The organism is Hymenobacter gummosus, from assembly GCF_003970915.1.
Classification (GTDB): Bacteria; Bacteroidota; Bacteroidia; order Cytophagales; family Hymenobacteraceae; genus Solirubrum; species Solirubrum gummosum.
Genome location: NZ_RXOF01000008.1, coordinates 163991 through 176813, shown reverse-complemented (window position 1 = coordinate 176813; position 12823 = coordinate 163991). Strand labels below are relative to the sequence as shown.

11 protein-coding genes are annotated in these 12823 nt (G+C 65.8%); all 11 read left to right on the top strand.

The window, feature by feature from the left end:
• Positions 1-56: 56 nt before the first annotated feature.
• The 11 genes from EJV47_RS15245 to EJV47_RS15195 all read left to right on the top strand — a co-directional run bounded on the left by EJV47_RS15245 (position 57) and on the right by EJV47_RS15195 (position 12744).
• Positions 57-1445 (top strand): HAMP domain-containing sensor histidine kinase, encoded by a 1389-nt coding sequence (locus EJV47_RS15245; protein ID WP_165903779.1) that lies wholly within the window; start codon positions 57-59, stop codon positions 1443-1445.
• Positions 1446-1710: 265 nt separating this feature from the next.
• Positions 1711-3327, top strand: coding sequence for a SulP family inorganic anion transporter (locus EJV47_RS15240; RefSeq protein ID WP_126694020.1), 1617 nt, complete (start codon positions 1711-1713; stop codon positions 3325-3327).
• A 135-nt stretch (positions 3328-3462) separates the two neighbouring features.
• A complete protein-coding gene (gene can, locus EJV47_RS15235; protein ID WP_243651176.1) occupies positions 3463-4254 on the top strand; it encodes a carbonate dehydratase in 792 nt (263 codons plus the stop codon).
• Between the two features lie 155 nt (positions 4255-4409).
• Positions 4410-5459 carry a winged helix DNA-binding domain-containing protein gene (locus tag EJV47_RS15230; RefSeq protein ID WP_126694019.1) on the top strand — a complete coding sequence of 350 codons (1050 nt, stop codon included), beginning with the start codon at positions 4410-4412 and terminating at the stop codon, positions 5457-5459.
• The gene (locus tag EJV47_RS15225; RefSeq protein WP_126694018.1) at positions 5452-6021 is read left to right on the top strand and encodes a hypothetical protein; all 570 of its coding nucleotides are present in this window, start codon (positions 5452-5454) and stop codon (positions 6019-6021) included. Before EJV47_RS15230 ends, EJV47_RS15225 begins: the two co-directional genes overlap by 8 nt.
• A gap of 116 nt (positions 6022-6137) precedes the next feature.
• On the top strand, positions 6138-7082 hold the full coding sequence (locus EJV47_RS15220; RefSeq protein ID WP_126694017.1) for an NAD(P)-dependent alcohol dehydrogenase: 945 nt from the start codon (positions 6138-6140) through the stop codon (positions 7080-7082).
• Between the two features lie 146 nt (positions 7083-7228).
• Positions 7229-7810 carry a hypothetical protein gene (locus EJV47_RS15215; RefSeq protein WP_126694016.1) on the top strand — a complete coding sequence of 194 codons (582 nt, stop codon included), beginning with the start codon at positions 7229-7231 and terminating at the stop codon, positions 7808-7810.
• A 211-nt stretch (positions 7811-8021) separates the two neighbouring features.
• Positions 8022-8252, top strand: a complete 231-nt coding sequence (locus tag EJV47_RS15210) for a hypothetical protein (RefSeq protein ID WP_126694015.1) — start codon at positions 8022-8024, stop codon at positions 8250-8252.
• Positions 8253-8410: 158 nt separating this feature from the next.
• Positions 8411-10975, top strand: coding sequence for a type IA DNA topoisomerase (locus EJV47_RS15205; protein ID WP_126694014.1), 2565 nt, complete (start codon positions 8411-8413; stop codon positions 10973-10975).
• 17 nt (positions 10976-10992) lie between these two features.
• Positions 10993-11880 (top strand): hypothetical protein, encoded by an 888-nt coding sequence (locus tag EJV47_RS15200; protein ID WP_126694013.1) that lies wholly within the window; start codon positions 10993-10995, stop codon positions 11878-11880.
• Positions 11881-11910: 30 nt separating this feature from the next.
• On the top strand, positions 11911-12744 hold the full coding sequence (locus tag EJV47_RS15195; RefSeq protein ID WP_126694012.1) for a hypothetical protein: 834 nt from the start codon (positions 11911-11913) through the stop codon (positions 12742-12744).
• Positions 12745-12823 lie beyond the last annotated feature (79 nt).

Genomic DNA, 12823 nt, shown 5'->3' with positions numbered 1-12823 from the left:
GTCGTGGCCATCTGAACATCAAACTCACCATTTCACCACTTCACCATTTCACCGCTATGTCCATTCGTCTGCGGCTGGCGCTGCAGTTTGCGGCCATTGTGGCCGTGACGCTGCTGCTGTTTTCGGCGCTGATTTACGTCTTCACCTACTACTCGCGGGGCGAGTTTTTTGCCGACAGCCTGCGCAACCGCGCCCGGGTGGTGGCCCACGTGTACTTCGACGGGCAGCACCCGCTCACCGACCAGCAGCACCGCGAGGCCTACAGCCGCTACCTGCGCCAGCTCTACCGCAGCCTGCCCGACGAGGAAGTGCGCATCTACGCCCCCGACGGGCGGGTGCTGTTTCGGGAAGGGCAGACTACGCAGCGGGCCCTGCCGCCGGGCTGGCTGAACACCATTGCCGCTCCGCTGAAAGTGCGCGAAGCCGACCAGCGCTACACCATCGGCATCCATTACAGCGTGCCGGGGCAGGGCCGCTTTTTGGTGGTGGCCTGGTCCGTCGACGTGGATACGCAGCGGCAGCTGCGCACCCTGCGCGGCATTCTGGGCCTGGGGCTGCTCGTGTCGATGGTGCTGACGGGCATCGGCGGCTGGGTGTTTGCCGGGCAGGCGCTGCAGCCCATGCGCCGGGCCGTGCAGGAAATGGGCAGCATCACCGCCTACGACATGCACCGCCGCCTGTCGGGGGCCGATGGGCAGGACGAGGTGTCGCAGCTGGCCAGCACGTTTAATAGCCTGCTCGACCGGCTCGAAACGGCCTTCGTGGGCCAGCGCACCTTCGTGCGCGACGCCTCCCACGAGCTGCGCACCCCGCTGACGGTCATTATCGGGGAGCTGGAAGTGGCCCTGCTGCAGGAGCGCAACGTGGAGGGCTACCAGCAGGTGCTGCGCAGCACCCTCGACGCGGCCCGCCTGCTCAAGGACCTCACCAACGGCCTGCTGCAGATTGCCCGTGCCTCCGACGACCCCTCGCAGGTGCCGCTCAAGCCCCTGCACCTCGACGAGCTGCTGCTGCAGGCCCACGAGGAAGTGCAGCGCCGTCACCCCACCTGCCGCATCGACCTGCACTTCCAGCTCCCGGCCGAGGCGCCCGACCCGCTGGTGCGCGGCAACGAGGCCCTGCTGCTCTCGGCCATCCTGAACGTGCTCGAAAACGCCTGCAAGTTCTCCAGCGGCACGGAGCAGCCCGTGGTGGCCACCCTGGCCGCCCTCGACGGCCGCATCAGCCTGGAAGTGCGCGACCAGGGCGTGGGCATGAGCGAGGCCGACCGGCAGCAGGTGTTCGTGCCCTTCTTCCGCGCCGACAACGCCCGCGGGGTGCCCGGGCACGGCATCGGCTTGCCGCTCACCCACAAGATCATGGAGCTGCACGGCGGCTCCATTCAGGTACAAAGTGCGCTGGGGCAGGGCACTACCGTCACGCTGGAGCTACCGAAGCTGCAGTAAGGAATGACAGATGACACGTCGGGAGGTGTCAAAAAAGGCAGGTGGTTTCAGCCGAGCGTAACTCCTGACTAGGAAGCCAGTACGCCCTGTCACCTGTCACCTGTCACCTGTCACCTGTCACCTGTCACCTGTTTTAATGCGCTTTTAACACCCTTTTAACCGGAGATTAAGATTGGCGAAGACATTTGGAGCCAAAGCCTGGTAACGTGCCCGACTTGCGCGGCAGCAGGTGGGCTTGGTTGTGGCTTCAGTTCTACCCACCCCCATGGAAGCTCCCCAAGTCCTGACGGCGTCCGCGCCTTCTACTAATTCTGCCGCGCCCTCTGCGCCGCGGCCCACCGGCAATACGCTGGCTAAGGATCTGCCCGCGGGGCTCGTCGTTTTTCTGGTGGCGTTGCCGCTGTGCCTGGGCATTTCGCTGGCTTCGGGGGCGCCCCTGCTGGCGGGCCTCATTGCCGGTATTGTTGGGGGGCTGGTAGTGAGCCTGATGAGCGGCTCGCAGCTGAGCGTGAGCGGCCCGGCCGCCGGCCTGACCACCATCGTGCTGGCCGGCATTCAGCAGATGGGCACCTATGAGGCCTTCCTGGTGGCCGTGGTGCTGGCCGGGGTGCTGCAGCTGGGTCTGGGTATGCTCAAGGCGGGCGTCATTGGAATGTATTTCCCCACCTCGGTTATCCGGGGTATGCTGGCGGCCATCGGCCTGATTTTGATTCTGAAGCAGATACCGCACTTTCTGGGCGGCGACAAAGACTTCTTCGAGGACCTCAACTTCTTCCAGCCCGACGGACTGAACACGTTCTCGGCCATCGGGCAGGCGCTGGCCGGCCTGCAGCCGGGCGCCTTGCTCATCGGCTTCGTCTCGATGCTGGTACTGGTGCTCTGGGAGCAGCCCTGGGTGAAGCGCAACAAGGTGCTGGCCCTGGTGCCCGGCGCCCTGGTAGTGGTGCTGCTGGCCATCGGCCTGAACCTGCTGCTGATCCGGGTGCGGCCTGAGTGGCAGGTGGCCACCACCCACCTGGTAAGCCTGCCGGCCATCAACAGCATCGACGACGTGCTGGGCGCCCTGCGCTTCCCCGACTGGTCGGTGCTGACCAAGGGCGGCGAGGTGTACCTGCTGGCCGGCACCATTGCGGTGGTAGCCTCGCTGGAGTCCTTGCTGAGCGTGGAAGCCGTGGATAAGCTCGACCCGCAGAAGCGCCGCACGCCCACCAACCGGGAGCTGCTGGCCCAGGGCACCGGCAACCTGCTGTCGGGCCTGATTGGCGGGCTGCCGCTGACGGCCGTTATCGTGCGCTCCTCGGCCAACATCAACGCCGGCGCCCAGACGCGCAAGTCGGCCTTCTTCCACGGCCTGCTGCTGACGGCGGCGGTGCTGTTCCTGGGCCAGGTGCTGAACCTGATTCCGTTGTCGGCGCTGGCCGCGGTGCTGCTGACGGTGGGCTACAAGCTCACCAAGCCGGCCCTGTACCGCACGCAGTGGCAGCTGGGCTGGAAGCAGTTTCTGCCCTTCATCGTCACGGTGGGGCTCATCATCGTTACCGACCTGCTCAAGGGCGTGGGCGTGGGCCTGGCCGTGGCCGCCTTCATCATCCTGAAAGACCACGCCGAATCGGCCTACTTCTTCCACTACGAGCCCGACCACGCCCCCGACACGGTGCACCTGAAGCTGGCCGAGCACGTGACCTTCCTCAACAAAGCCGCCATTGCCACCACGCTGGACCAGTTCAAGCCCGGCACCCGGGTGCTGCTCGACGGCACCGACTCCGAAACCATCGACTACGACGTGCTGGAAGCCATTGAGAACTTCCGGCAGGGCGCCGCGGAGCGCGGCATCTGGCTGGAGCTGCGCAACATTCCGCCAGTACAGGTGCCGGGCCACTAAGATGGCGCAAAACAGAACCGGGGAAATTTGTTCTGCCCGCCCCGCCCGCCCTGAACCGCGTGCGTAGAATACCTTTGGCGCCGGACGCGCCCGCCGGTACCGGGCCGCAATTTCCCTTTTCCTTACCTGAACCCCATGAAACGAATCCTGGAAGGCAACCGCCGCTGGGTCAAAGAACAACTGGCCAAGGACCCGCAGTACTTTGAAAAGCTGGCTATGGGTCAGAAGCCGCGCTATCTGTTCATTGGCTGCTCCGACTCGCGCGTGCCCGGCTCGGCCATCACCGGCACCGGTCCGGGTGAGATGTTCACCCACCGCAACATCGCCAACCTGGTGGTGCACACCGACATCAACCTGCTGTCGGTGCTCCAGTACGCGGTGGAAGTGCTGGAAGTAGAAGTGATTATGGTGGTGGGCCACTACGGCTGCGGCGGCGTGGCCGCGGCCGCTAGCAACCAGCAGTACGGCCTTATCGACAACTGGCTCACCAATATCCGCGACGTGATTCGTCTGCACGAGACGGAACTGCTGCGGATCGAAGACAAGGAGGAACGCCTGCGCCGGCTGGTGGAGCTAAACGTCATTGAGCAGGTGCGCAACCTGGCCAAGACGACCATCATCCAGAACGCCCGCAAGCGCCCGAATCCACCCCGCCTGCACGGCCTGGTGTACGACATCCGCGAAGGGCTGCTGCGCGACCTGGAAGTGGACCTCGACCTGCGGGACGAGTACAGCCACATCTACACCCGCGACGAGCCGGTGCTGAATGCGGGCACTCAGGTGATAATGGAGCAGTTGGGCCAGCAGTACCAGGAGCAGCAGGCGCACCAGCACGCCGCCGACGCGAAGCATCCGCTGGCCCCGGGCATGTCGGAAGCCGAGCTGGCAGAAGCGGAGAAACCAACCAGCAAGAAAGCCGGCCGCTAACCCGAATTGCGGCTGACCACCGCAGCGCCGGCTGGGTTCTAATAGCTCACCCCGCCGGCCCGAAACCTCCGCTGCCCCTGGCGCGGAGGTTTTTTGGTTTAAGGCGGACTGCGGCCCGGCGGCCTCGTACCTTGGGGGCTCGTCGTCGGCCGCTCATGACTACCCCCGAACTACTCCACCTCCGCCTGCACCAACAGCACCCGGCCCCATCTGCCACGCCCGATGCGGCCGGCTTGGTGGCCCATTTCGGTGCCATGCAGGCTCAGGACTACGCTCAGAGCCTGTGGGCCGTGGGCGCGCGGCTGCCCGGCAGTACCGCCGCCGCGGTGGCGCAGGCCCTGACCGAGGGCCGCCTCGTGCGCACCTGGCTGCTGCGCGGCACCCTGCACCTGGCCGCCGCCGCCGACGTACGCTGGCTGCTGGATTTGGTGGCCCCGCGCCTAGTGGCGGCCTGCGCGGGCCAGTACCGGCAGCGCGAGCTGGACGCGGGCACCTTCCGCCGCAGCTTCGCGGTGCTGGAAGAACTGCTGACTACCCAGCCGCCGCAGCCGCGCAGCGCGCTGGCCGCCGCGCTACGGCAGGCCGGCATCCGCCCCGACGGGCCGCGCCTGTACAGCCTGCTGCAGCGGGCAGTGTGGGAAAAGCTCATCTGCCCGGCTGGCCGCCTCGGGGCCGAGCCCACCTACACGCTGCTCGACAACTGGCTGCCGCCCGCCCCGCCGCGCAGCCGCGCCGAGGCCATTGCCGAACTGGCCCGCCGCTACTTCTGCAGCCACGGCCCGGCCACCGTCGCCGATTTTGCCTGGTGGGCTGGCCTGCCGCTGGGCGAGGCCCGCCGCGGCCTCGAAGCCGCTCAGCCGGGCCTGCAGACTGCCCAGCTTGACGGCCAATCATATTGGTGGCCCGCCGACTCCGGTCCGGCCCCGGCCGCGCCGCCCCGGCTGCTGGCCGGCTTCGATGAGTACTTGGTGGCCTACAAAAACCGGGAGCTGCTGCTCGACCCCGCCCACGCCCGGCAGGTGCTGACCGTCAACGGCATCTTTCGCCCGATTATCGTGGTGGACGGGCGGGTGGTAGGTACCTGGCAGCGGCCGCCGGGCAAGGCCGGCGGCGTGGAGCTGCGGCCGTTCGGGGAGCTGCCGGGGGAAGCCGCCACGCCGCTGGCGGAAGCAGCAGTAACCATCAATCGGTTTTGGAATGCATAATCAACTTAGCTGGCGCCGGTGGCTGATACTGGGGGCGCTGGGGCCGGCTGCCTGCTCCCCACCCGAGGCGGAGCAGGTGCAGCGGGTGGAGCAGCCGGCCGCCGCGCTACCGCCGCCGAAGCCCCGCAAGCGCTTTGCCTCCGCCGCCGCCGTGCTGCACGATTCGACGCTAACGTACTGGGAAGGCACGCCGCCGGATACCAGCAAAAGCAGCCTGATTCGGCTGGTATTCAGCTTTCATCCGGACACGGGCGTGTACTCCTTTCACGGGCAATGCCAGGCCATGTACCCGGCCCGCCTGCAGGACGGCGCCATCATCCTCAACTGGTCGGAGGAGGTGGACTGCGTGTTTGACCGGGGGCTGGACCGCCGCTTTGCCGGGGTGCGCAGGCCGGAGCCGGGGCGGCCCTTTGTGCGCTACGTACTGCGCAACGATACCACGCTGCGCGCCACCTATTACTACCCCGGGTGGACGACGCGCTTCAACCAGACTTCCGGTGAGCAGGATACGCTGTTTCCCAGCACGCTGCACGTCAACCAAGACTTTCCCGACGGACTCTGAGGCGGGAAGGTATGGGCAGTGCGGCCAACCGCGACCTGAGCGCGGCGGCCGACGCGACGGATTCGGCGGCCCGGCCTCGCGCCGCGTAAGGGCAGCTAACACCAGCTGTTGCTAGCATGAAAGCCATTTACTACACCGAGTACGGTTCCGCCGACGTGCTCCGGTACGGCGAGCAGCCCACGCCCGAACCCAAAGCCGGCGAGCTGCTCGTGCGCGTGCACGCCAGCAGCGTCAACCCCGTCGACTGGAAAATCCGCCGCGGGGAGCTGCGGCTGGTGTCGGGCTTCTGCTTCCCGCAGATTCCGGGGCGCGACGTGGCCGGCGTGGTGGCGCGGGTGGGCGCGGGCGTCAGCGGGTTCGGGCCCGGCGACCGGGTGTTCGGCATGGTCGATGCGCTGGGTGGGGCCGGGGCCGAGTACGCCGTGCTGCCCGCCAAGGTAGCGGCGGCGCTGCCCGAGGGGCTAAGCTTCGCGCAGGCGGCGGCCGTGCCGCTGGCCGGCCTTACCGCCCTGCAGGCCCTGCGCGACCGGGGCGAGCTGGCCACCGGGGAGCGGGTGCTCGTCAACGGGGCGGCGGGCGGCGTGGGCACGCTGGCCGTGCAGCTGGCCCGCCTGCTCGGGGCCGGCCATGTCACGGCCGTGTGCTCGGCCCGCAACGCGGCGCTGGTGCGCAGCCTCGGCCCCGACGAAATCATCGACTACCAGCAGCACGACTTCACCCAAGACGCCGGCCGCTACGACCTCATCTTCGACGCGGTGGCCCGCAGCAGCTACCTGCAAAGCAAGGCCGCCCTGCGCCCCGGCGGCCGCTACGTCACCACCGTCATCGACCCGAAAGACGCCCTGCTGGGTTTGCCGCTGAGCGTGTTTTCCGACAAGAAGCTCTCGATGGTGCTGGCCAGGGACCGGGGCGCCGACACGCGGCAGCTGGCCCGCTGGCTGGCCGCCGGCCAGCTCCGCCCCGTCATCGACACCACCTTCCCGCTGGCCGACGCCGCCCAGGCCCACCGCTACAGTGAGCAGGGCCATGCCGCCGGCAAAATCGTGCTGACGGTGCCGTAAACGGGACTTGTCCGGCCCGCCGGGCCGCCCGGCGCCGGCCCCGGCCGCTGCTCGTTTGGCCCGCAATGCGGCGCCGTTGGTTATCTTCAAGCTTGCGTCGGCGGCCAGGCCGGGCGGCGCGGCTTCCGATGACTCGTTCTGCTTTGATGAAACGGCTACTTGCCCTTCCGTTCCTGCTGCTTGCGGCCGCCGGCTCCGGCCAGGCCCTGACCACCGCGGCCCCCGAAATCAGCGGCTGGGCTTTGTTTCGCAGCTACGCCCCGCTGCTGGCCGTGTTTATTCCGCTGGTGGCCTACCTCACGGCCCAGTACAAGGACTGGCGCTCGGCCCAGGGCACGCTGAACAAGGCCTTTCAGGGCGAAAACGACGCGGTGGTGTACATGACCCACAAGGTGCAGCACAACGAGTGGAAGCGCCGCATGAAGCGCGCCCCCGGCTTCCGCCGCGAGGTCATTACGGCCCTGTGCCTGGCCTGGTCGGTGCAGCGGCTGGACTACATCAAGGCCCTGATCTTTGACGCGCTGCTGTGCGTGGGCCAGCAGGGCTACGCCGAGGAAACCCAGTTCGTGCTCGACAAGCTGCTGCGCCAGTACCACCAGTACCACGAGCGGTTCGAGGCCACGCAGTTTACGGGTGTTATCGACGGCATGGAGCGGCTCAAGCAGGAGCTGGCGGCGGGAGAGGCGGAGCGGCTGCAGAAGGCGGCCACGGGAGCAACGAGCCATTAGCACATCAAGCAGCACGTCAATCCGAACGTCAATTAGCACGTCAATCCGAACGTCATCCTGAGCTTGCGAAGGACCTTCCTCTAACCCCGCACCGCCGGCTTGTTCCTGGCGCAGACGCTTATTCGTCTGGCTGCGGTGGTCAACTGTTCTAGAACATAGCCTGCTCCACGACCGGTGGCTGCTCAACGAGCGGGTCGCCCGCTCCGAAACCATGTTGGGCGGCTGCGAAGACGAAAATGGCGAGGAAGCCGGCGGCTCGGAGTGGGAGGAGCAGCGCCGCTACGAGGTGCGCAACCAGGGCCGCACCCTACGCTTCGGCGGCTATACCAGCAGCGACGACAGCACCTACCACCCGGACGCGGACACCGCCAGCGCTGCCCCGGAGCTGGCCGAGGGCACTTATCGGCTGCGGCAGGGCTGGTACCGGCGCGTGGGCCGTTGAGGGTAGCAACGCTCGACGACAAACCTGAAAAACTGTCCGGGCCAACCCAACTTCCCCCAGCCGCCCCGACTTTTTCTCCGGTTATCTTTGTTGATTCAACGTGCCGCTGAGGCCCACCGGAATCAGCGCAATCAGTGAAATCAGCCTAATCAGCGGTTATGAAAGTGTGCATTGCCGAAAAGCCCAGCGTCGCCCGCGAAATTGCCAACGTGCTCGGCGCCCGCCTGCGCATGGACGGCTACTTCGAGGGCAACGGCTACCAGGTCACCTGGACGTTCGGGCACTTCTGCACCCTCAAGGAGCCCCAGGACTACCACCCCGAATGGAAGCGCTGGAGCATCCACGACCTGCCCATGCTGCCCGACTCGTTCGGCATCAAGCTGATGGAGGACGACGGAGTGCGCCGGCAGTTCGCCGTCATCAAAAAGCTGCTGGCCGACGCGGAGGAAGTCATCAACTGCGGCGACGCCGGGCAGGAAGGGGAGGTGATTCAGCGCTGGGTGCTGACGGAGGCCAAGTACCGCAAGCCCTTCAAGCGCCTCTGGATTTCGTCCCTGACGGAGGAAGCCATCCGCCAGGGCTTCGCCAACCTGCGCGACGGCAAGGAATTCGACCGGCTCTACATGGCCGGCAAGAGCCGCGCCATCGGCGACTGGCTGCTGGGCCTGAACGCCACGCGCCTGTTCACCCTAAAATACGCCCAGGGCCGGGGGCAGGTGCTCAGCCTCGGCCGGGTGCAGACGCCCACGCTGGCTTTGCTGGTGGACCGCTACCACGAAATCCAGAACTTCCGGCCCGAGCCCTACTGGGTTTTGCGGACGGAATACCGCGGTACCATGTTCAGCCACGTCGCGCCCCCAAAAAAGGGCAAGGCCGAAGACGACGAGCCCGACGAAAAGGCCCGCCTGAAGGCTCGTGGTTATTTCGTGAGCCAGGAAGAGGCCGACAAGGCCATGGCGGCGGTAAAGGATGTGCCGCTGGTCATTACCGGCGTCGAAATCAAAAAGGCGCTGGAGTCGCCGCCCGCCTTGTTCGACCTGACCTCCTTGCAGGTGCAGTGCAACAACCAGCTGGGCCTCTCGGCCGAGGACACGCTCAAAACCGTGCAGGCGCTGTACGAGAAGAAGGTCGTCAGCTACCCGCGCGTCGACACCACCTTCCTGCCCGACGACCAGTACCTCAAAATCAAGGGCATCCTGCAGGGCATCAGCGGGCCCTACCACAGCCTGGTGCAGCCCCTGCTGGGGGCGCCGATTCGCAAGTCCGGCAAGGTCTTCAACAACAACAAAGTCACCGACCACCACGCCATCATCCCCACCGGCAACGCGCCCGGCGGGCTGAGCACCTGGGAATCGAACGTGTACGATATCATCGTGCGCCGCTTCCTGGCCGCGTTTTACCCCGACTGCGAGGTGTCGAATACGACCGTGACGGCCGCGGCGGCCGGCTACCCTTTCCGCGTGCGCGGCCGGCAAATCCTGAACCCCGGCTGGCGCATCGTCTACGGCGACCCGACCCAGCAGCAGGCCCCGAGCACCGCCAAAGCCGGCGAGGGCGACGACGACGTGGTGAATACCGTGCTGCCCTCGTTCGTGAAGGATGAATCGGGGCCGCACAAGCCCAAGCTGGACCAGAAAATGACCCAGCCCCCGCGCGAGTACACCGAGGCCATGCTGCTGCGCGGCATGGAAACCGCCGGCCGCAACGTGGACGACGAGGAGCTGCGCCAGGCCATGAAGGAAAACGGCATTGGCCGGCCTTCGACGCGGGCCGCCATCATTGAGACCTTGTTTAAGCGCGGCTACATTCAGCGCGAGAAAAAGCGCATCGTGCCCACGCCCACCGGCGTCGAGCTGATCGGGCTGATTCGCAACCCCACCTTGAAATCGGCCGAGCTGACCGGGCAGTGGGAGCGGAAGCTGCGTCAGATTGAGGCCGGCAACCTGGAATCCGACCAGTTTCTGGCCGAGCTAAGGGCCCTGGTGCAGGAAATGGTGCAGGAGGTGAAGCAGGACCGCGCCCGCATGACGGCCCTGCCGCCCACCGCCACCGACGCGGCCGCCGCCGCGGCCAAAAACGGCGGCAGCAAGGCCCCGGCCAAAGCGGCCGCCAAGCCCGCCGCGGCCGGCAACGCCGCGCCCGCGCCCGACGGCGCCTTCGGTACCTGTCCGGCCTGCGGCAAAGGCCACATCCTGAAGGGCAAGACGGCCTACGGCTGCTCGGGCTGGAAGGACGGCTGCAAGTTCCGCCTGCCGCTGGTGTTCGAGGGCAAGAAGTTTACCGACAAGCAGCTGCAGGCCCTGCTTAGCAAGGGCCGCACGCCGGTTATCAAGGGCTTCGTCGACGACGTGGGCCAGAAGTTCGACGCGGCCATCAGCCTGAACGCCCGGCACGAGCCGGAGCTGCTGCGCGCCGCCGAAAGCAAGCCCGCCGCCGAGGATAAGCCCCAGCAGATTCCCTGCCCGGTGTGCCGGCTGGGCACCATGCTCAAGGGCAAAACCGCCTGGGGCTGCTCCCGCTTCCGCGAAGACTGCCAGTTCCGGGTGCCGCTGGAGCTGTGCGGCCGCCTCCTCACCGACGCTCAGGTGGCCAAGCTGCTGCGCCGCGGCAAGTCCGACGTCATCCGCGGCTTCACTTCCCAGCGAACGGGCCAGAAGTTCGAGGCCGCGCTGGAAGTCTCGGCCGAGGGCGAGGTGAAGTTTGTGTTCGAGAAGAAGGCGTGAGGCGGCTGAGCTGCCTGTTGCTGGCGCTGGGAGCGGTGGCCCGGAGCGGCTACGCGCAGCAGCCGGCGGGCAACCGCATTGACGGTATTCGCACCGCCTCGGAAGTAGAAGCGCTAATGCACGCCGCCGACACGGCCGGGCATTTTTCCCGCGTGACGATTTCCGATACCCTGTCCATCCGAAATCGAACCTGCAAGTGTCAGGCGCGCAAACGGGGTGTGCAGCCGTGGATAAAGGCCGACATCGACGGCAACGGCTATACCGATATTTTGGCCGTTGGCGACGCCAACCGGCAGGAGGTGCTATTGGTCATGGCACTCGGCAATGACAGGTACGACGTGCAAAGAGTCAACTACGGCAGCAAGTACTGCTTCCTGCCAACGCTGACCATGAAAGGCGGGCAGGCCGTAATAGAAGCCAAATCCTATCAGCGCAAATTCGGCGGCCTGCTCGGGCGGAGCAGGCAGTACCGATTGGTCTACAAATACGCGGGGCTCGTGGAATACAACGCCCGGCCGGATTCCCGGCGGGTCGAAAGCGTGGCTTTGTCTTACTTCATGTCATACTACGGCACCACGAAAGTGGACCTGACCATTACTGAGTCCGGGTTTGCCGTGTGCCGGGAAGAAACGGATGGCGTGGTAAAGAGCAGCGTAGCCCTGCTGGCGAAGCAGGAGTTTGAAGCATTGGCCGGACTGGTCAACTACGCGGGAGTCGCCCGCCGTCGGTCGGAGTACACCCGCAGCGGCAACCACCACCCGCACTATTACCTGACGGTAGTGTACGAAGGCGGCTACAAGCAGATTGATGACGATGGCGGCGAAGGCTCAATGGGGCTGGAGCTGCTTTATCACCGCATATTGGGGCTGCGAAAATCCCTGCGCTGGCAGGAAGTGAAGCAATAAATGGTGCGAGCCAGTGAAATGGACCCACTTATGCGCGTGAGTAAATGGAGCTTCTTGCTGCTGGCGCTGCTGCTCGGCGGCCAGGCGCAGGGCCAGCGCATCACCGATTGGGGCCGGCAAATCGAGGCGGTGCATTCGGTGGCCGGGGCGCAGACGTTGCTGGATAGCGTATACCGAATTAATAAGGACCATAGAGGAAGTACTGAGCTGGATAGCCTACAGCTGGACTTGCGCGAGCGGTGCGCGGGCTGCGGGGTGACGATTCCACCAACCTGGCAGAAGGCTGATATAGACGGTGACGGCAAAACGGACCTGTTGATCTGTACCGGCGACCAAAACGTGGTCATTTTTAATCGGGAAGCCGCCCCGCCACTCGTGCGACAGGTCCCGCTGTCGCGAAGCAGCCGCGGCCTGTGCCGCACGGTAACGCTGGCCCGCCGCCACGGTAAACCAGTGCTGGAAGGCTGGGAAATAGACGAAGTGGATAATCGGGACCCGGAATACGGCCCGCCGATGTACCGCCATTACGTGCTGACTTATCAGTTGGGCTTCCTGATTGATTATGTAGCCCAGCCGCGTTGGTGGCTGCCTCGCGCAATAGAGCTAAGCAGCTACAACGGTTACCCCGGGCACAATTACCGCTCCTATTACAGGATCAAGCTGAAATCGGGGGAGGTAGAGGCCCGGGACGGTTTGCTGGAGGATTCGACGGATGACGAAACGGTGCACTACCAGCTGCGCGCCGGGCAGCTCGACACCCTACGACAGCGGCTGCGGTACCTGCGCGTCAGTGGGTTGCTCCGTCGATACAGTAACGATGGGGTATTCGATGCGAGCAAGCAAAGTATGAAGTTCTGTTACTAATGGCGCCCTCCTAAAAAGATAAGTATGTACGCGGCTCCCTTGCCCCACACGGCGAAGCTTATCCGGCAGGACCTGCTGG

What these genes read in the sequence shown, in the direction of transcription:
- EJV47_RS15245 (WP_165903779.1), top strand. Translation starts at nt 57, where the DNA reads ATGTCCATTCGTCTGCGGCTGGCGCTGCAGTTTGCGGCCATTGTGGCC.
- EJV47_RS15240 (WP_126694020.1), top strand. Translation starts at nt 1,711, where the DNA reads ATGGAAGCTCCCCAAGTCCTGACGGCGTCCGCGCCTTCTACTAATTCT.
- can (WP_243651176.1), top strand. Translation starts at nt 3,463, where the DNA reads ATGAAACGAATCCTGGAAGGCAACCGCCGCTGGGTCAAAGAACAACTG.
- EJV47_RS15230 (WP_126694019.1), top strand. Translation starts at nt 4,410, where the DNA reads ATGACTACCCCCGAACTACTCCACCTCCGCCTGCACCAACAGCACCCG.
- EJV47_RS15225 (WP_126694018.1), top strand. Translation starts at nt 5,452, where the DNA reads ATGCATAATCAACTTAGCTGGCGCCGGTGGCTGATACTGGGGGCGCTG.
- EJV47_RS15220 (WP_126694017.1), top strand. Translation starts at nt 6,138, where the DNA reads ATGAAAGCCATTTACTACACCGAGTACGGTTCCGCCGACGTGCTCCGG.
- EJV47_RS15215 (WP_126694016.1), top strand. Translation starts at nt 7,229, where the DNA reads ATGAAACGGCTACTTGCCCTTCCGTTCCTGCTGCTTGCGGCCGCCGGC.
- EJV47_RS15210 (WP_126694015.1), top strand. Translation starts at nt 8,022, where the DNA reads ATGTTGGGCGGCTGCGAAGACGAAAATGGCGAGGAAGCCGGCGGCTCG.
- EJV47_RS15205 (WP_126694014.1), top strand. Translation starts at nt 8,411, where the DNA reads ATGAAAGTGTGCATTGCCGAAAAGCCCAGCGTCGCCCGCGAAATTGCC.
- EJV47_RS15195 (WP_126694012.1), top strand. Translation starts at nt 11,911, where the DNA reads ATGCGCGTGAGTAAATGGAGCTTCTTGCTGCTGGCGCTGCTGCTCGGC.